The organism is Vibrio sp. Isolate24 (assembly GCF_022398215.1).
Classification (GTDB): domain Bacteria; phylum Pseudomonadota; class Gammaproteobacteria; order Enterobacterales; family Vibrionaceae; genus Vibrio; species Vibrio coralliilyticus_A.
Genome location: NZ_JAKEUU010000003.1, coordinates 24,278 through 43,639 on the forward strand (window position 1 = coordinate 24,278; position 19,362 = coordinate 43,639).

The 19,362-nt window shown below is 42.6% G+C and carries 15 protein-coding genes; all 15 read right to left on the reverse strand.

From position 1 onward, the window contains the following. Positions 1 to 155 precede the first annotated feature (155 nt). On the reverse strand, positions 156 to 1,613 hold the full coding sequence (gene astD / locus L1D23_RS12905) for a succinylglutamate-semialdehyde dehydrogenase (RefSeq protein ID WP_239866852.1): 1,458 nt from the start codon (positions 1,611 to 1,613) through the stop codon (positions 156 to 158). A gap of 17 nt (positions 1,614 to 1,630) precedes the next feature. Next, a complete protein-coding gene (astA, locus tag L1D23_RS12910; protein ID WP_239838083.1) occupies positions 1,631 to 2,650 on the reverse strand; it encodes an arginine N-succinyltransferase in 1,020 nt (339 codons plus the stop codon). A 226-nt stretch (positions 2,651 to 2,876) separates the two neighbouring features. Further along, a complete protein-coding gene (locus L1D23_RS12915; RefSeq protein WP_239866855.1) occupies positions 2,877 to 4,091 on the reverse strand; it encodes an aspartate aminotransferase family protein in 1,215 nt (404 codons plus the stop codon). Between the two features lie 391 nt (positions 4,092 to 4,482). Further along, positions 4,483 to 5,061, reverse strand: a complete 579-nt coding sequence (locus L1D23_RS12920) for an aminodeoxychorismate/anthranilate synthase component II (RefSeq protein WP_239866858.1) — start codon at positions 5,059 to 5,061, stop codon at positions 4,483 to 4,485. Between the two features lie 139 nt (positions 5,062 to 5,200). Next, the gene (locus L1D23_RS12925; protein WP_239866861.1) at positions 5,201 to 5,533 is read right to left on the reverse strand and encodes a DUF5992 family protein; all 333 of its coding nucleotides are present in this window, start codon (positions 5,531 to 5,533) and stop codon (positions 5,201 to 5,203) included. Further along, a complete protein-coding gene (locus L1D23_RS12930) occupies positions 5,533 to 5,874 on the reverse strand; it encodes a hypothetical protein (RefSeq protein WP_239866864.1) in 342 nt (113 codons plus the stop codon). The genes L1D23_RS12925 and L1D23_RS12930 overlap by 1 nt, the downstream gene beginning before the upstream one ends. Positions 5,875 to 5,883: 9 nt before the next feature. Continuing rightward, positions 5,884 to 6,255: a hypothetical protein gene (locus tag L1D23_RS12935; protein WP_239866867.1), complete on the reverse strand. Its 372-nt coding sequence runs from the start codon at positions 6,253 to 6,255 to the stop codon at positions 5,884 to 5,886. Between the two features lie 156 nt (positions 6,256 to 6,411). Further along, positions 6,412 to 13,668, reverse strand: coding sequence for an RHS repeat-associated core domain-containing protein (locus L1D23_RS12940; protein ID WP_239866869.1), 7,257 nt, complete (start codon positions 13,666 to 13,668; stop codon positions 6,412 to 6,414). 947 nt (positions 13,669 to 14,615) lie between these two features. After that, a complete protein-coding gene (locus tag L1D23_RS12945; RefSeq protein WP_239866872.1) occupies positions 14,616 to 14,984 on the reverse strand; it encodes a hypothetical protein in 369 nt (122 codons plus the stop codon). Positions 14,985 to 15,301: 317 nt separating this feature from the next. Then, on the reverse strand, positions 15,302 to 15,838 hold the full coding sequence (locus L1D23_RS12950; RefSeq protein ID WP_239866875.1) for a hypothetical protein: 537 nt from the start codon (positions 15,836 to 15,838) through the stop codon (positions 15,302 to 15,304). Positions 15,839 to 16,205: 367 nt separating this feature from the next. Beyond that, positions 16,206 to 16,583, reverse strand: coding sequence for a hypothetical protein (locus L1D23_RS12955; protein ID WP_239866878.1), 378 nt, complete (start codon positions 16,581 to 16,583; stop codon positions 16,206 to 16,208). Positions 16,584 to 16,624: 41 nt separating this feature from the next. Continuing rightward, the gene (locus L1D23_RS12960) at positions 16,625 to 16,915 is read right to left on the reverse strand and encodes a hypothetical protein (RefSeq protein ID WP_239866881.1); all 291 of its coding nucleotides are present in this window, start codon (positions 16,913 to 16,915) and stop codon (positions 16,625 to 16,627) included. Positions 16,916 to 17,707: 792 nt separating this feature from the next. Further along, positions 17,708 to 18,061 (reverse strand): hypothetical protein, encoded by a 354-nt coding sequence (locus L1D23_RS12965; RefSeq protein ID WP_239866885.1) that lies wholly within the window; start codon positions 18,059 to 18,061, stop codon positions 17,708 to 17,710. A 45-nt stretch (positions 18,062 to 18,106) separates the two neighbouring features. Beyond that, positions 18,107 to 18,430, reverse strand: a complete 324-nt coding sequence (locus tag L1D23_RS12970; RefSeq protein WP_239866889.1) for a hypothetical protein — start codon at positions 18,428 to 18,430, stop codon at positions 18,107 to 18,109. A 264-nt stretch (positions 18,431 to 18,694) separates the two neighbouring features. After that, on the reverse strand, positions 18,695 to 19,360 hold the full coding sequence (locus tag L1D23_RS12975; protein WP_239866892.1) for a hypothetical protein: 666 nt from the start codon (positions 19,358 to 19,360) through the stop codon (positions 18,695 to 18,697). Positions 19,361 to 19,362: the final 2 nt, after the last annotated feature.

Genomic DNA, 19,362 nt, shown 5'->3' on the forward strand with positions numbered 1-19,362 from the left:
TCTACGTTAACGGAGTTATATTTATTGTTTATTTAATTTTATAAATGAGGCTATCTGACCAAATTTGTCCAGAAATCTGATCAGATAGCCTTCAACCTGTGACGTTTAAAAGCCTCCCCAACAGGGAGGCGGTAAGGGAAACCCTTAAAATATTTTTATAACTCAACACCCGGGCTCAATGTAGCAGGTAGTAGAGTTTCCCCACCTTCCATTGATGCCATTGGGTATGCGCAGTAATCTGCTGCGTAGTAAGCACTTGGGCGTAAGTTACCCGAAGCACCTGGACCACCGAATGGTGCATCACCGCTTGCGCCAGTTAGCTGACGGTTGCGATTGACGATACCTGCGCGAATGTGGTCAACAAAGTAATCCCACTCACTGTCATCGGTTGAAACCAGCCCCGCCGATAAGCCAAAGCGCGTATCGTTTGCCAGTTCAACGGCTTTCTCTAAGCCTTGGTAACGCACCACTTGCAGTAGTGGTCCAAAATACTCTTCATCTGGCAGATCAGCGATTGGTGTTACATCAATGATGCCAGGAGAAACGAACGCTGCTTCACCCGCTTTCGCTTCCAGCAAGCTCACACCGCCAAGGCTTTGCAAGTTTGTTTGCGCATTAAGAATAAAGTCAGCCGCTGCTTTAGAAATCTGAGGGCCCATAAATGGTGCAGGCTCAGCAAATGGCTGATCAACACGAATCTTTTGTGTTGCTTCAACCAGCTTGCTCACCAGTTGATCACCTTTCTCACCAACAGGTACGTAAAGGCGACGGGCACAAGTACAACGTTGACCTGCACTAATGAAAGCAGACTGAATAATGGTATACACGGTTGCATCCAACTCGCCATAGTTCTCAGAGATCACCATAGGGTTGTTACCACCCATTTCTAGCGCCAACATTTTACCCGGCTGCCCTGCAAACTGACGGTGCAGGATATGACCTGTGTTTGCACTACCCGTGAACAATACGCCATCAATACCTTTCGAATCTGCCAGCGCAACACCAGTTTCCTTCGCGCCCTGAACAAGGTTGATTACACCTGCTGGTAAGCCTGCTTGTTGCCATAGTTTCATCGCGAACTCGCCGGTGAGTGGCGTTTGCTCTGAAGGCTTAAACACGACCGTGTTACCAGCAAGTAGCGCCGGAACAATGTGGCCATTTGGTAAATGACCAGGGAAGTTATAAGGGCCGAATACCGCCATCACACCTAGAGGGCGGTGACGTAGAACAATCTGGTTGCCTGCCGCTTCACGTGTTGCTTCACCCGTACGCTCATGGTAAGCACGGATAGAAATCCCGATCTTACCCGCCATCGCAGCCGCTTCTGTGCGTGTTTCCCAAATAGGCTTTCCGGTTTCTTTTGCAATGATTTCAGCGATTTGCTCGCTGTTTTCTTTAACTTTTTCGGCAAAGGCCAGAACAATAGCCTCACGCTCAGCATAAGTCATTTTCTTCCAGCTAAGGAAGGCGCTGCGTGCTGCACTGACGGCCGCTTCAACCTGCGCAGGCGACGCACTGTCACCTTGCCAGATTACTTCATTGTTGTATGGGCTGGTAGAGCTCATCGCTTCGCCTTGCCCTGCAAGCCACTCGCCTGCAATCCAATGTGTCATGTTTCTGTTCCTTTCGATTACTGAGCTAGCATGCGAACGTATTCGCCTTCGTTGACTTCCAATGCTTTGGCAACATCCGGTGATAGAATCACAGACTCAGAAGCTTGGTCATACGCGGCTTTAGCAGCCACGGCACGGAAGTTTTCAAACGACGTGTTTGAGATAAGGTAATCTTGCGAGCTGGTGTGCTCAGCAATGGTGATTTTCGCGCGGAATGAGTGGCGGACCGACTCAATATTACGCACATCACACTCTACCGACGGGCCGCCATCAAAGATATCGACGTAGTTACGGCAAGTGAAGCCTTCTTTCTCAAGCAAGCGCAATGCAGGCTTGGTATTTTCGTGAACCTGACCAATTACGGCCTGAGCCTCTTTGCTCAGCAAGTTGATATAAATCGGCAACTTAGGCATTAGGTCGGCGATAAAGCCTTTCTTGCCGATACCCGTCAGGTAATCGGCCATAGTGAAATCAATCGAGAAGAAATGCTCTTGCAACCACTGCCAGAATGGCGAGTTACCATTTTCATCGGACACGCCACGCATCTCAGCAAACACCGTTTTAGAGAAACGATGCGGGTGCTCTGCCATCATGAGAAAACGACATTTAGACATCAAACGGCCATTTAAGCCACCACGGAAATTCGGGCGCAAGAACAAAGTACAGATCTCACTGCAACCTGTGTAGTTATTACCGAAGGTCAACAGTTTAACCACATTATTCACCCCCAATTTTGGTGATGAATGCACTATGGTACTGATGTGGTAAGAATAAAACGGTACATCCCAACCAATTGAAGCTTCAATACCAGTACAACCAGCCACTTCACCAGTTTCACTATCGAAACCGACCATTAAGTAACCTTCGTCACCCGGTTCCGTTACATTAGGCTTGGCAAAGCTATACTCAGAATGAGTAATACGGTTGGTTAACAGTTCCTCGTTAACCGGAAGAGATGTGAATCCATGACCCGACTCAACCGCACAAGTGTGCAGCGCATCGTAGTCCGACATTGCTATAGGGCGAACAACCAGCATCGATACTCCCTCCTGATGCAGGATACCAATGCTATCGGTCATCTATTTGTTGTTGCTGGCAAATCGCTAATCACTACGTTGTAGTTTTGGAAGTTAGGCTCGCTAGCTTGCTGCAAGCTACGCCTTGTTCTAAGCAATTTTTCCTGAGTAACTACCCAAACACATGACCGATAGCACTGGTATTGGGAGAACTGTTGCGATACAGCTCTCCCAGTTTGTTTATTTATTATTTAACTAGAGTGGCGAGTGCTTTATCTAGTTTTGCTAATCCTTCTGCGATTTCTTCTTTGCTGATAACCAGTGAAGGCGTAAAGCGAACCACATTTGCGCCAGCCACTAGCACCATCAGGCCTTCTTTGCCTGCTGCAACCAGTACATCTCGCGCGCGGCCTTGCCATTCATCATTCAGAGCAGCACCAAGTAGAAGACCTTTACCACGTACTTCAGCGAAGATTTGGTATTTATCATTAAGTTTAGTTAATCCGTCACGGAACAGCGCTTCACGCTCTGCAACACCCGCTAGAGTTTCTGGTGTGCTGACAACATCAACAACCGCTTCAGCAACCGCACACGCGAGTGGGTTACCACCGTACGTTGAACCGTGTGTACCAATTTTCAGATGTTTAGCCAGCTCTGTAGTTGTCAACATCGCGCCGATAGGGAAACCACCACCGAGCGATTTCGCTGTGCTCAGAATATCTGGTGTGACACCCAGACCTTGGTAAGCATAGAAGTGACCAGTACGACCGTTACCCGTCTGAACTTCGTCAAAGATAAGCAGCGCGTTGTGCTTATCACACAATTCACGAACCGTTTGAACGAACTCATCGGTTGGAGAGATGATACCGCCTTCACCTTGAAGCGGTTCCATCATGATCGCACAAGTACGGTCAGAAATGTGCGCGCGTAGTGCTTCCACATCATTGTATGGCAGATGAGTAACATCGCCAGGCTTAGGACCAAAACCGTCCGAGTAAGCTTCTTGCCCACCCACTGTGACAGTAAAGAAAGTACGACCGTGGAAGCCTTGCTTGAACGCGATGATTTCAGATTTCTCAGGACCAAACTTGTCAGCCGCATAGCGACGTGCCAGCTTTAGCGCCGCTTCGTTTGCTTCTGCGCCTGAATTAGCGAAGAACACTTTTTCTGCAAAGCTCACCTCTGTCAGCTTCTTCGCCAAGCGAAGCGCAGGTTCGTTTGTCATGACATTACTTAGATGCCACAGTTTTTGGCCTTGCTCCGTCAGAGCGTTAACCATTGCAGGGTGACAATGACCCAGACAGCTCACGGCGATACCACCAGCAAAGTCGATGTACTCTTTGCCTTCCTGATCCCAAACACGAGCACCTTCGCCCTTGACTGGAACCATTTCCATTGGGTTATAACAAGGGACCATCACCTCATCAAACAAACCGCGTTCTACTTTATTTTCGACTGTCATTGCACATTCCCTCTCGATACCGCATGCCAGGTAATTTTTGCATCCTTGCTTTCATTTAACGAAAGCACATATTGTTTTGCATTTCAGCAATTGCGGCATTGTATTTACATTTAATTAACCATTTCAATAGTGAATTATTCTTTTTACTTCACCACTAAAAGCTTGTTCTGCATCAGCGTTGAGTATTTATGCATTAAGCCACTGCTTTTATGAAGCAATATATTCTTATAACAAAGATAAGCTGTAGTTAAGCATAGTAATAACAAGGGCGCAGAGTCAGACAGGACAATGCCTGCGAATAGTTTTTCACATAATATCCGCGCGCAAAAATATGAAAGAAATGTTAAAAAAAGTGATCTCAATCAGAGTTTATTGAGTCAAAAAGAGAGGGTTAGCGACGTAAAAAGTTAGCAAGTAGCTCATGCCCTTGCTCGGTTTTGATCGATTCAGGGTGAAATTGCACCGCATCAATAGGTAATGTCTTATGCTGATAGCCCATAATTTCGTCCATCGAGCCATCTTCTCGTTCCGTCCAAGCGGTGAGCTCAAAACACTCGGGTAGCGTACCGTTTTGTACCACCAGCGAATGATAGCGCGTAACTGTGAGAGGGTTCTTCAAACCAGTAAAGACGCTACGGCCATTGTGTCGAATTGGGGAAGTTTTTCCATGCATCACCTGACGAGCTCGCACCACTTTACCACCAAACACCTGAGCAATTGCTTGATGGCCTAAGCACACTCCAAGTATCGGCAGTTTACCGGCAAAGTGTTCGATCACTTTCAGGGTGATCCCTGCTTCATTGGGAGTACACGGCCCTGGTGAGATCACGAGATGAGTCGGCTGCATCGCTTCAATCGCCGCAATGTCTGTTTCATCGTTACGCACAACTTTTACCTCTACACCCAACTCGCAAAAGTACTGGTACAGGTTATAAGTAAAGGAATCGTAGTTATCGATGATTAACAGCATGGGTCTGGATTGGTGTTGATAAAATTGCTTGTCAGGGGCGGTATTGTGCAATACCAAGACGGAAAGGCAAGCAATAACTCCGCAATCGATAAAAATAACGCCAGCATAAGCTGGCGTTATGGGTTTACAGTCATCTAGGCTAACGAACTATTTCGATGTACGAAGCGTTCTTACAATCTCTCCCAATATAGTTATAGACCTTTACTTTAGCCCCCATAGAAAATGCGGTCAGCGCAGTCGAATAGGCACGGTTATGTACTTCGGAAGAGGTAGTTGCATTACGTGGAAATAGTATTGTGGTATTTCCACATACACCTGTACCACCTTTCACTGATATAGAAAAACTATCGGTATTGTTGTACGTATTGGCAATAGATTCTATAGTTGAACCTTCGGCAATAAAAGCACCTGATGCCAAAGCAAAGTTAGATAATGCAACAAGAGTTAAAAATGCGATTCCGCGTATCATCATTACTCTCCCATAATTCCAACATAACCAGGACCAGGTGCACTGCCATAATGAGGCAGATTGCTACAAGTATATTTATCAGTGTTGTAGTAAGTCGCTATAGCCTTGCCTGTTGATTGCGCAGTCAACAATACGCTTAACATCCCTTGGCATGCTTCAGGGCTAATCCCTTTCCAATGCTTTTCAATATTACACATTACAGTGTATGTGCCCCTATATGAGGTCGCTACGTTAATATCACCATTAGCATATTGCAAAATATGCTTGATGGTGCCTTGGCAGCTAATAGCAGCCATTGAGGGCGTACTAAATAGAATTGCTGTCAGTAGCAGTATTTTTTTCATTATTGTTTCCTAGTTTACCGGCGGTGGGTTTCCAAGCGTGATGTACCTTGCTTTACAGTTGCCAGCGTATTTAACAGAGTCGTCAAAAGAGACCGACACCTCTTTACCTGCCATAAACGCGCCTAAAATCATTGAATAAGCAGCACTATCTGTTGCCGCAAATAACACCGTATTGCTAGAAGCCCATCGATTACATGTTCCGGCTTTATCTACGCCTTTTAACGTAAACCAGAATGCTGGCGGTCTCCAAGAAGTAATCTCACCGCCGTCATGTGTGCGAATATATTCGATTTCCCCTTTTACAAATCCTTTCTCTGCATTCACTACTACAGAGAAAAATACTAAAGGGACAAGAAAAATTAACTTATATAATGTTTTCATATTTTCACTTAAGGGGTTAATAAATTATTACTTAATTATATCTGAATGTTTTTTTGCTTAGCATTCGGTTGCTTCCCCTACCATCAATAAAGCTTATTTTTGAGAAGAAAAAGCAATAGTTGCCAACATCATTAATCATTAAAGAACTAATTCTCATCATTGATTCCACTGGGTAGAATATCCAGGAACAGTGTCCTTAGAATGGTTAGCCGATACACCATTCAACACGTTAGGGATTAAACTGGCAGGGCTCGATACAATAGTCGTATTGGGACGAACTATCGACATTAGGGCAGTGCCACAAATGAAGTCCAGAGAGGCACAGGACCCGCGGCTCCCTGCAGCCGGATAGGCAAATCCCGGTAATGAAAGAAGATAAGAAGACTTAATATAGCCATGCCGCTGTAAATTATTGGTTCTCCAAGCGCCTAACGAATGACCAATCAAGTGACCGTTTTTTGTCCCTTCTCTAACAATTTGAGATGAGACCGCGTCCAGTAAACCTTGAACGTTTAGTAGTGAGTCATTGATATCCCAAAACACACCTAATCCTGGCTTAATAAACCGGCTCGTAAAGCCTTCTACATGTGATTTATTACTGTATGAGCCACCGGCAATAGACAAGCCCGCTTTCGAATTTAGTCCAAGAATTAAATTAAACTCTTCTAAGCTCATCCCCCAACGAGCCGCATGCCGTTGTAGCTCTGCTTGAGCTAAGTATTGCAACGAACTACCCACGCCATTTTGAACCATGGTCCCAATGCTTGCTCCCCAGTTACCCTGAAGAAACATTAAGGCTTGCCCTAACTTAGGATCTTGCGAGCCAGCGACCATAGTGCCCGCTTTTATCGCAGCTTGTTGTACTGTTAAATCCGCACCTGAGCTACCGAAAACCCATTGCGCACCTCCGGCTACGGCTGCCGATTTAAGTGAATCTGAAGAGGAGACACCATGAGCTCTATTAATTTCATAAGTCCCAACTGCTGCACATGCTGGTGCCCATGGCCCGCAGAATGCAGAACCAGCAGTCATAATGGCTCTAGCAATGCCATAATCTATTTTCTTAATCACTCTCCTTACTATTTTTTTCAAGGATTTGAAAAAGTAGCCACTTGGATCGGTATAACTCAGCGGATTATTAAGCACATAGCTATATCGATTGAAACTGCCAACTGTATAAAGCTGTTGAACAAATGGGTCCGGGCTAATAAATCGACCCAACTCTTGATCGTAGACTCGTCCATTCATATGAACTAAACCAACTTCGGTAATGTCTTCATGTCCGGTATAACCGCGGTTAGTAATGGCGTTTTGTACTACCTCCAACGGCCCATTATCAGACCACGCCACTTTACGCTGCTTACCCCAAGTATCGTAACTGCGGCGCTCTACCACTAAGCCGTAGCCATCAGTGATCATATCGACCGAGTTCAGCGCATCGTAATGAAGGTAACGGACTTGTTTGTCTTTCAGCTGGCTCTCACCATCGTCAGTTTGAGTATTCAGAGCAATCAACTTGCCATCGGCATAAATAAAGTGCTTGTGTTGAACAACCCCTGTATTGGTATCCTTGACTCGCTCATAGCTCTTACCAAAGTAGAAGGTTTCGACACCGTCGCTGTTCTTCTTCAAATAACGATTATGGTTAGCGTCATAGAAAAACTCGACGGTTTTACCGTTGCGGGTAATCTTGTTTGGCTTGTTGAACTCCGTCCATTCCAGCTCTCGCTCGTTGGTCGAGTTGCCCTCTGCCCATGCGCGCAGCATGTTACCGTTATCGTCATATTGGTAATTCAGCCCATTGGCTTTTGTCACGGCATGTGGCCCTGCCTGCTGACCGCTGTAGTGGTAGTCTCCAATGTCGGATTTATGTATCAGATTGCCCAGCTTGTCATAACGGTAATTAAACGGCCCTGCTAAGTCTGGGTTGTTTACCCCGTGCTGCGCTTTATTCGCCAAGCTGATGGTATTGCTGGTAACGCGATCTAAACCATCGTAGGTCCAAGTATCGGTTATGCCCAGCTGCTCATCATATCGGTAGGTCACGTTGTTGTGATTGTCATAGCGATACTGAATAAAGCGGACATTACGCCCTTGGCTGGTACTTGCAGAGAGGCGTGGATCAAACAACACATTCGCTTTATGGGTGGTAATATAATTCGGTCGACCGGTATTGGTATCATGGCTGTAGGTGTTAACCAATCCATTACCCAGTGTTTCCGACAACGTATGATCATAAGCATCGGTTTCACGACGTTGCCAATAGTAAAGGTAGGCAGGGTTATCTAATGACGCTTCCATTTCTGACTGAGTCAGAATCATATTGAGGTGATCAGCTTGGCTAGATTGCTGAGTGTTCTCACAATGATTACGGGAAGAGGCCTCTAGCTGATTCCCCCCCAACTGATTCGCATATTCACAGTTCAAACCACTCAACTCTGCCACTTTTTCTGACAGGTTAATTAACTGGTTGGCAAGGTCGGTGTAGAACTTATAGCGAGTGTTTGCCACCGTTGCTGCTTCAGATAAATCATCGGCAGCAAATAAGAGTTCGTCACGTGTTTCACTGTCCGCCTGAGCAATATAGATATCGTTATTGCTCATTAAATCTTTCTGACCGTTACTGTCATAATCAGTCAGTAAGAAGTCATGTGAAGCACTCAAACTTTGCGCATTAAACTCCGAAGCTGGCACCTTATGAATGGTCGCGTTGTAGTTGCGGATTCCCGGTTGGGTATTGGCTAAGGTAGTCGTTAGGCGATAAATCGCCCCTTCCAGCGTAATATCCAGCGGGATAGAGACATCATCATGGAGCAGTACCCAAGTTGCTGGGCGTAAATAACATTCGCCCTGTTCATTACACCACTGCTTATAGCGATAGCCGTCACCCAACAAGGCTTGCGAGGAGGCATCTAGATTGTGCACATTGACGGTTTTGCTGTTGTACTCAGCTGCTTTAGTAGTAAAGAAGCTTTCCTGAGTGGCGTAGCGTTCTGCCTTAGTGAGGTAAACATTGGCTTGTGCAATTGCGTCATTCAGCAGCTCACGAATACCTTCACGGAAGCTAGCACTGGTAAAGACTTCATCTGCATAATTTCGTGGGCTGCGTACCCCTGCGACGTAGCCATAAGGGTTATAAACATATTCAACCGCTAGGCGATCGTTGCTGTTGGTGCTGCTCAATAACTTGGCCGTACCGGCAAGCGTGGTATCGATGCCGTTTGGTCGAACTTCCCTAGAAACACGCTCGAACTTATCGTAGAAGTAATGGGTGCTGAATTTCTCGTCACCAACTTGAACGGCCACTTCTTCAGTAAGACCTGCAGAGTTGTAGTAATAGTCCGTTTCACTGCCATTACCAGTAAAGCCTGATAGGGTGCCAAGCGCGCCGCGTTCATCGTAACGCCAGGTAGATACATTACTCCCTTCGGTCTGCTTCACTTTTCGGCCAAGATTATCGTACTCAATCGTGGTGACAGTGCCCTTCGCATCGCGCTTATAAACCAGTTCGCCCGCGGCATTGTAGTTGTAACTCCACTGGCCCATATCTGGGTCATCCAACGAATGACGATGACCTAAATTGTCATAGCGGATGTGAGTCGTGTTACCTGCGGAATCCGTGCTTGAACGTAGTTTTCCATCCGGATAGTACTGATAGGTTTGGTATGCACCATCTGGCTCTTCTTTACGTAAAGTATGACCCATCACATTCGTTACTGTCGTATGAATAAAGCCTCGTGCATCTTTAACACTGGTCTTGTATCCATCATAACTTGTGTCGAAAGTGGCGATTCCCCCAGCATTGGCAGGCTCTTGCTTTTGAATTTCTCGGTTTAAGGCATCATAAGTAAAAGCAACTCGAGGTGCCGAGGCTTTGCTACCAACAAACTGAGGTCGAGAAAGGCTAACTTTTCGACCATTGCGATCCCACCGAGTATCGACCACGACTAACTGACCGCTAAAGCCAGTATGCAGTTTACGAATTTCTCGGCCTGCATAGTCAAAAAATGTCATCACCTGGCCACCAGAGGCGGGGTTAAGAGTAACGCAGCTCACCGTCTGACTTGTTGAGTGCGGACCACATTGCTCTCCCAGTTGGTATTGGGTGTGATTGGTATTCCCCGTACCGGGCAGAGATTCACTAATTACACGACCAAAAGCGTCATAAGTAAGGCTCTTGGTACGGCCTTTCAGTGCACCAATTGATTGGCTCAGCAAGCCTTGAGCATTAAATTGAGTAAATGAGACATGCCCTAATGCATTGGCAGATTCTGTAACGTATAACCCTTGACTGTCATATTGAGTGGTTGAGATTCGCGCAACAAGGTCAGAGCCTTCTACGCTTTGCGACACAACATTGCCCCATTGATCATTATGATAGCGATTAGTAACGCTTTTACCGCCTGACGTAATATCACTGCTTGACTCATAGTTAGAGCTATTCACAGAACTGGAAATCAAAAAACCATGGTTATCGTAGTGATAGCTATTACTGGTCGTACGGGTCAGTTGAGTTGTATCGTCGGTTATCGTAGCTGTTGACGTGACCACAGCGCCAATTTTCCAAAAGCTATCACCCGTTTCCGTGACCAGTTCAGTACGTGTCGTCCTTGAGGTAGTGAACTCCATATTTCCATCACCGTCAAAATCACCAATCGCGTAGCTACCACATGATTTCGGGTTAGCGGTATTAAAATCTGCGGCGGAAGAGTGGATTAACGTTCCAGCGTACACCGTGAGCCCATCTAGATCAGTGCTAGATTCTGTGACTTGATACTTAAAGTAAGAGTCGTAACGTTGTAGCACTAAAGGAATATCGACATCGCTATGAATGAGCACGATATGATCATTGGCTTTAAAGTAAACGTCACCGTTCGCGGCACAATAACGCCCAAGCCCCGCTTTGAAAGAGCTCAGCACGGCCGCTAGATTATCGATGTTGCTGACTGCCGAAATATCATAAATATGATGATTGTTGTTCACACCAGTTGAGAGATAATCAAGCTTATTCGTTCGAGTAAATTGACCTGCGCCATCAAGCTCACTTGAAATAACGGTTGTCTCTTCAAGCAAATTCCCAAAGCGGTCCATGATACTGCTCATGGTCTCTTTTCTTTCGACCACATCACTGTTCAAGCCAAACTGACTTTTAACAACTTTGTCTGCGTACACTTGGTAGTACTTAGCGTTATAGCCTTGATGAGTGTGCAATTTGTATTGGTAACGATTCTCAGCGACTTTCTTACCATTTTTAAAGATTTCGACCTCAAGTGGCTTGCTGGCTATCGCAAGATCTTCTTGCTCAAACGTGGTTTTAGTGGTCGTGATAACATCCGCATTTTCTGTTTCAGTCATCATTTTAAAACCTAAGAAGCCTCCTCCATTAAGATGCGTCTTTGCGTCTTGATATTGGTAGCGATGGTGAGTCGTAGCATAGCCTTTTGGCGCTTTAACCATACTCGCGACTAAATAGCGCCTTGGCGTTATCACTTGAAATGGGTACGAGCTGATATTAGAAGCCGTGTAAACACTGTTGTCACTGGCAGCTTTGTAAGTCACCGTATAATCAACACCCACTTCAGAAAAATGCGTAATTTTGTCTTGGGCATGCTGCGAGGAATAGCGAATATGAGCTTTAGCGTTGTTACCATCAGCACGAGTTAATACATCCGGCCAGCCATCGCCATTCACATCTTGAACCGAATAAATCTTTTCGCCGACATCGAGAAATACGCTGGTCGAAAACTGGTTATTCTGAGTATTTTGGTAGAAGTAACGGCCATAGCCCAATTCTGGGTAACCGTCATTATTTAAGTCGGAGAAGTAGATACTCTCATCGTGTAAGACGCTATGACTAATAGCAAAAGGAGAATTAAATGATTTACCATTAAACAGGTGAATGTAGAGCTTACCTTTCGATGTTCCTGAGCCCATCACCACATCAAGATAACCATCAGCATTCACATCAGCAAACGACTTTAAAACTCGTCCCTCCGCAGAGGGCAACGTTTGCCAAGCCCCTCCCGTTATTCGATAACGATATCCACCATTTGCCACATCAAACTTATGTAAGTCATCAATCCCATCACCATTGATATCAATGGTTGCGTAACCTTTTTGATAGGTCTCAACACCATCACCATTAAAGTCACCATAATTCACGCCATTGGAAGCATGTTTGCAGCTATCACCTGAACAGGTACTAAACTGACAATAGTGACCTAATTGACCATTCCCCTTGTTATACGAACTCGCGGTATTGATACTACATTGGTTCAAAGCAACACTAGGCGAGATGACACTACCACTCAAGCTGTATGACTTCACATTGGTATGTGTTACACCGTTTAAGCCTCTGACTGACATGGTGCCATTGCTGTTACGGCTCAACTCACCGTACGTTTTTACTTGCCCATTTACCTCTAAGTATCTGGGGCTATTAAAACCTGTACTTGTTGCCCCACCTAGCCCCGGATGACTTCGACCAGTCCAAGTAAAGCGAATATCACTAGAGCACTGGCCTTCAGCACAGTAATTAATCTTGGTCAGTTGGCTGCGAGAAGTCGTAGGAGACGTCTGATAAATGAGATCATATGTGCCAATTTTCTCCCCTTTGCTGTCAAAGGTTTCGATCTGCTTTAGTCGCTCTGTTCTATTAAGTTGCTTACCGCCAAGATAGTGAGAAGTTGTATCTGAGCGGTTTTCATAAACAAGGTTAACTTTTCCCCCTACGTAGGTGATCTGTGTGAGCTTATGTTTACCCGCCCCATTGTCTTCGCTGTAAACAAAATCGATATAATTTGCCTTACTGGCATCCGTGATTCGATTCAGCGCCCATTTATATACATCAAGTTGTGTGGGGAGTTCGACTCGCGAGTCTTCCGTTACACCATACTCATAAATAGAGCCGTCCTTGTACCAAACCTTAAAGCTCGATGGCCCCTTTCCTACGCGACCAAACGACACAATCTTGGCATAGCCATTATTTTCCACTCGATATTCCGTCAGGTCTTCGCCGTCCCTACCTGAAATCGCGATCAACCTTTGTCCATCAAGGCAGAATCGGTCATTGTCATCAAAATTCACCCCGCCCCGACGACCGTCTTTATATAAGCTCTTGCCACAACGAGAAATCGAAGATAACCCGCCTAAGCTCCACCCCATTCCAAGCATGCCATTAGGGGAATCACTGCGATACTCGATACTTAACCTAGGTTGATGGCCCGCTCGGCCCGGTGCTACTGAGATGGGCAATGAGTAGCTTGCTTGGCTGCCTGAGACCGAAAAGTCACCTGATAGTTTGATGCTTTTTCCAGCCTCTAAGGTGAGAGCCAAAGCAGAATAAGAAAAGACGACTGCTAGAAGTAAAGCTACATGTACTGCATAAATATGAGGAAAACGATTCGATTTCATATAAGCCACTGCGGTTATTTTCTTGATTTGGATTTGTTGACCACTCTAAAAACTCAGAAAGCTATCAATTTGAGCTGTGTATGAGGCATTTCTGAAGCAAACGGTGAGGAAAATCACTGCATTTTATTTTGGGGACGGCTTTCGACGGTTTTTATTCAAACCCAAGCCATCAATTGATAATAAAAATAAAGGCGCTGAGTGTATGGTGTGTAAGACAGTGGTAATAAAAACGAGTAAAACCACGATAGGGAGATAGTGTATTTGAGTCATCATTGATTTCACTCTGGTGAAAAGTGGAAATGGGCTACACTTCCACCCCATATTGTTATCTAATTAGCAGGAAAAATCATAATACACATGAATAATAATCAACCTTTAAATAGATTCAAATCAAAAAAACATAGATACGATTCAAATCACAACGAATATGAAAAAATGGTACTTTGGTTTAGTGAGTCAAATAAATCCCGTTCAGATCTGCGCTCTACTCTATGTACAACTCTTTAATCCGATACCATCCACCTTCACACCCTTCTATCACAATTTTTACCGTATCTTGCGTCGCTTTCGCTGAAAGTAATGCGGATTTAAAAATATTTTCCGATGTCCCTAACCCAGCCCATCCATTGCTGTTTGCGCACTGACCTGATGTTTTTGCATNATTTTTACCGTATCTTGCGTCGCTTTCGCTGAAAGTAATGCGGATTTAAAAATATTTTCCGATGTCCCTAACCCAGCCCATCCATTGCTGTTTGCGCACTGACCTGATGTTTTTGCATTCGGGAAACCTTGCTGAAGACTCACTGCAATTGTTCCATTAGGTTTAAAAAAAACACCTTTTATAGTGCCGAAATCCATTGAAGATCCAGCAAAAGTGGATGACGATATAAGCCAAAGAGCCAAAAGGCGTTTTTTCATAATTAATTCCTTATGTAATTTATAAAACGTTAATAAATAACCATATAATCAAGCTGACAATCGTTGGAACCTTCAACAATACGGGCAAATACCTGTTTCTCTGATGAGTGAGCTGTGAGCAACATACTGTAAGTATTTTTAAAGTGAGGATGAGATTGTTTTAAAACGAAGTAAACACCTTCTCCTAACTTACAATGAAGCTCACTGGGTACATATCCAAACACTTTTCCTGGTGGTGGGAACTTAATACTTCCATCTCGGTGCAGGTAAATAGAATCAATTTTTCCCACACAACCACTAGAACGGCAACCTTCGAAAGGCGGCGTTCCCGCTAATGAACTGTTAATACTGAAAAGTAAAGAACAGAGTAAAAATAACAATGTATAAATTTTCTTCATAGTTTCACCTTTTAGGCTAGTTTTATAAGCACTAAAAATAGTAGTAATACTCCTATTTTAGTGGGAAATTAATTAAAAATAGAAAGCAGCTTTTCTAATTATTATCTAAGCCCAAATCCTCTAGTTTACAGACTGTAGCCCTTTTTGTGCCGCAGTGGCGAACATAGACCTTAACTTTTCTATCGGCTAACTTAGCTGCTAATGCGAGAGAGAATAATGTTTCGCTCTCTCCATCAATATAAAATGGTGCTAGCCCATTTGACCATAGTGGAGGGTTAAACTGGTTAACTACACTTGTTACTTCTTCGACATGCAGGCTAATTATTTTTATTCCTCAACTCAGAATAAAAATAATCATCGGGTTCAATATCTGTTTCTTTAACTGAAATTAATAGCACCCCATCATCGTCAATATATGAAAATCCTGAATAAGTCGATTTGTTAATGTTAGCCTTCATTAAAACTGTAATATTATCTAAACTTGCATTATCTAATTTTATTCGAATTTTCTCTCCTGAAAATTCCTCGCTAAACCTAGGGTTGAATTTTCCAATAAGAATCCTTAAAACAAAAGTAGCCAATCTAATTTTAGATGATGTATCTTTTAAATCATGTTCTAAGAGTTCAGGTGTAGAATCAAAATTACTATTCACAGTAATAAAAACTCTTTTTTCTTCATCAATGTTAATTCTTTCGATACATAGGCTACTTTTTTTCTCAAGTTTACAACTAGGATAAAAGTCCATAACTCCTGATTTTTGTAAATCGACATCGTATGCAAATACACAAGAAGAACCCAAAGCAGAGAAAGAGAAGAAAATACAAACTCTAAAAAAAGCATTAATCATAATCATAACTACCCAAATCCATATTACTACTAGTTTCCTTTGTACCAGCAGGCCTCACTGTAACATCAGTTTTTTCTACTTTCTCTACAACAACTTTTAGATCATGGTCTTTTTTATTTCCTGTAGAAAAAACATATCCGGTCTTAGTATCAAGTAAACCTTCTTGGGTTGTTGTATTATAAGTTGTTTCACGAACCTCTTCACGAAGGTATTCTTCTCGATTAGAATAGTTGATACCTTACCGAGCAGTTTCCACCGCAATTTTCTCCGGTATAGTTCTAGTAAAAAATTGCGCAGGATCTGCCAGTTTATTAGCAATCTCATTAACAGAACCATCCATGGGTTTCTCTGTCACCTTTAGTTCTTCTTTGACTCAATTAGATAACCTAACTATATCTACTCGCTGATATCTATTCGGAATACTATCTACGAGAGGTTTTACCTTACCTTCTCGATACTCATCGTGCTGCCAACTTCCATCTTTCACTCTAACAGTATTCTCAACATTACTATCATTTTCTTTCCTATTAGGGAGCTGTGGTTCTGGAGCGAGCTTATCCTTTGCATCTACGCCTTTGTCTTCTCCATTTCTAGGACGTCTCTTTCCACCTGAACCACTTGAGTGTTCAATGCGATAAGAATGCTCATATATTTTATAGCCTGTAGGGTCTATAAACTTAATTGGGTTATTCCATACATAAGAATAACGATTGTAACTATAGGTCTTATATGGTGCCTGAATATTGCTCAAAGCCCCAAGCTATAACTTGGGGGGTGTGTATAAGAGGCAAATTACTCAGCTTCCATTTGAATGACATAATCCATGCGAAAGTGCCCGCTATCTTGACAAACTCCACGCGCTTTTATTACCTTACCAGTAGCCTGAGATGCCAGAACAAGACTTAGCACCGCGTCTGCAGCAACGGCTTCGTTTTTATGTAAGAAGACATAAGCCGCTTTTTTACAACTCTCAGCCCCCCACCCATCGGCCACTTTAAAATAGTATGTACCATTAGTGGTGATATGGACTCGCTCTACTATATGTGGTTCTGTCCACTCTAAAGAATAAGCAACCGAACTCATTAGGGAACACACAATAAAAAATAATCGCTTCATTAGATAGCCTTTAATAGTTAATTTATAAGTGGTTAACTATTTAATCTTAAATATAACCACCACTCGTAGATACAACGTCCACAGAAATTTATTGATAGATTTAGTAATTGACGTATTCCTCTAACGACAGTTTAATTACTCGTCGTTATATGATTAACAGAAAAGCCTGTAATACACATAAATAATAATTGACCTTTAAATAGATTCAAATCAAAAAAACACAGACAAGATTCAAATCACAACGAATATGAAAAAATGGTACTTTGGTTTAGTGAGTCAAATAAATCCCATTAAGATCTGCGCTCTACTCTATGTACAACTCTTTAATCCTATACCATCCACCTTCACACCCTTCTATCACAATTTTTACCGTATCTTGCGTCGCTTTCGCTGAAAGTAATGCGGATTTAAAAATATTTTCCGATGTCCCTAACCCAGCCCATCCATTGCTGTTTGCGCACTGACCTGATGTTTTTGCATNATTTTTACCGTATCTTGCGTCGCTTTCGCTGAAAGTAATGCGGATTTAAAAATATTTTCCGATGTCCCTAACCCAGCCCATCCATTGCTGTTTGCGCACTGACCTGATGTTTTTGCATTCGGGAAACCTTGCTGAAGACTCACTGCAATCGTTCCATTAGGTTTAACAAAAACACCTTTTATAGTGCCAACATCCATTGAGGATCCAGCAAAAGTGGATGACGATATAAGCCAAAGAGCCAAAAGGCGTTTTTTCATAATTAATTCCTTATGTATAGTTTACAAAATAGTTAAATACTGTAATTTACAATGTCCATCGTTCGGAAAGCGAATTGAGTCATCTAGTGTAACCATGACTTTTTTATTTGCCATTTTCACAGATAACAACATAGTTAACACTGTTTCATTATTTTCAGGTATCGATACTGAATATTTTCCTGACGAAGAAGAGTAACAGTTAGGCTTTCCATTTGGGGTGACGATTTCAAACCAAGTGTGTTTTCGCCATAATGGAGCTAATGAATTAGAGGCTTCATGATATCGAATTTGGCCAATATCCCCAGTTATATCAAATCGAGCCGCATTGGCTGTAAATGACAATAAAATAAATAGTACTAAGGTAAATCTAACCATCTTCAAGAAGCACCTTTATCCTTTTCTACACATCTAAGTTATCTGCTAACGCGCATAAACCACGCTAAATATTTTACATACAGGGGCAGTAGTCCCCGACCATCGTTGGTCTTCATAGGCAAATATTGATATTGGTGTATTGGCTTGGTAGGCCGCAAGTAACATACTTAAAATTGATTCATAGCCTGGGCTGACTTTATCTATAAAGTATCCAGTGCTACATTGCTGCCCGTTAGTTTCCATACTAATAAAAATATCCCCATGAACAGAATAAGCTTGTATTCTTTTAATCAACCCAGTTGGTGATTCTTCTGTTGCGCTTACACCGAAGCTAAGCAGTAGAATAATAAATATAAAATATTTTTTCATTGTTGGTCCTTTAATATTGGTCACGGTAAATTGGTTAACCAGTTTTACTCAATGATTCGGGGCAGATCTTTAGCTTTATCAAATCATTAGCGAAAGATAAACTTCCCACAACCATGAGCACAACAACTTTCGAAAGGCAGCGTGCACGCCAATAAGCCACTAATATTAATGGATAAATAAAAATAAGACATGATAGAATACAAAATATTTTTATAAAGTCACGGCTATTATTTTTATACAAAATACAACAACATTATATACACATTAATTTCTTCTTTTTATAGATTTATATTTCTCATATCTTTTTGCATCTTCTTCATCACCAACATTACTTAAGTACTTAAGAAGCTTACCTGCTTCAAAATAATCCTCACTCCCTCCATACTTAAGCATAACAATAGCAAGAGCTCTAGTTGAGTCTATGTCATTTAATAAATGAGCTCTATAAAAGTTATCCTTAGATAATTTGAAGTATTCATTCTTCAAATATTCAGATTTTTCAGTATTTAGTTTATAGAGATAGAACTTTCCTAGTAAATTAAATGTCACTGAATTCCTTTCATCATATTTAATAGATTCAAGTAAATCTATAGATTTATTTACGTCTCTTTCAACAATATTACCGACATAATAAACTGATGCTTCTAGGTGAAGAGCGTCTAAATTACCTAATTTTGACACCTTTTTTAAAGCACTAATAACTTTATCTGAACTAAATTTTTCTGAAAGGAGAGTATAATTATCTACATATATTAAAACTGAGCGAATAATTTTATTTGGAATGACAGAATCTATACCAGATAAAAAGCATCCCTCAATATCAGACTTACAATCCTCATCCATATAGCTACTATCAATGTTAAGATCTATTGAGTTGGAATAAGAGCTATAAGACAACAGGCAAAGCACTATAAACAAGATTCTTTTCATAA

Bases quoted from the DNA above. Each gene is read 5' to 3' on its own strand.
- astD (WP_239866852.1), bottom strand. From the start codon at position 1,613: ATGACACATTGGATTGCAGGCGAGTGGCTTGCAGGGCAAGGCGAAGCG.
- astA (WP_239838083.1), bottom strand. From the start codon at position 2,650: ATGCTGGTTGTTCGCCCTATAGCAATGTCGGACTACGATGCGCTGCAC.
- L1D23_RS12915 (WP_239866855.1), bottom strand. From the start codon at position 4,091: ATGACAGTCGAAAATAAAGTAGAACGCGGTTTGTTTGATGAGGTGATG.
- L1D23_RS12920 (WP_239866858.1), bottom strand. From the start codon at position 5,061: ATGCTGTTAATCATCGATAACTACGATTCCTTTACTTATAACCTGTAC.
- L1D23_RS12925 (WP_239866861.1), bottom strand. From the start codon at position 5,533: ATGATGATACGCGGAATCGCATTTTTAACTCTTGTTGCATTATCTAAC.
- L1D23_RS12930 (WP_239866864.1), bottom strand. From the start codon at position 5,874: ATGAAAAAAATACTGCTACTGACAGCAATTCTATTTAGTACGCCCTCA.
- L1D23_RS12935 (WP_239866867.1), bottom strand. From the start codon at position 6,255: ATGAAAACATTATATAAGTTAATTTTTCTTGTCCCTTTAGTATTTTTC.
- L1D23_RS12940 (WP_239866869.1), bottom strand. From the start codon at position 13,668: ATGAAATCGAATCGTTTTCCTCATATTTATGCAGTACATGTAGCTTTA.
- L1D23_RS12945 (WP_239866872.1), bottom strand. From the start codon at position 14,984: ATGAAGAAAATTTATACATTGTTATTTTTACTCTGTTCTTTACTTTTC.
- L1D23_RS12950 (WP_239866875.1), bottom strand. From the start codon at position 15,838: ATGATTATGATTAATGCTTTTTTTAGAGTTTGTATTTTCTTCTCTTTC.
- L1D23_RS12960 (WP_239866881.1), bottom strand. From the start codon at position 16,915: ATGAGTTCGGTTGCTTATTCTTTAGAGTGGACAGAACCACATATAGTA.
- L1D23_RS12965 (WP_239866885.1), bottom strand. From the start codon at position 18,061: ATGGTTAGATTTACCTTAGTACTATTTATTTTATTGTCATTTACAGCC.
- L1D23_RS12970 (WP_239866889.1), bottom strand. From the start codon at position 18,430: ATGAAAAAATATTTTATATTTATTATTCTACTGCTTAGCTTCGGTGTA.
- L1D23_RS12975 (WP_239866892.1), bottom strand. From the start codon at position 19,360: ATGAAAAGAATCTTGTTTATAGTGCTTTGCCTGTTGTCTTATAGCTCT.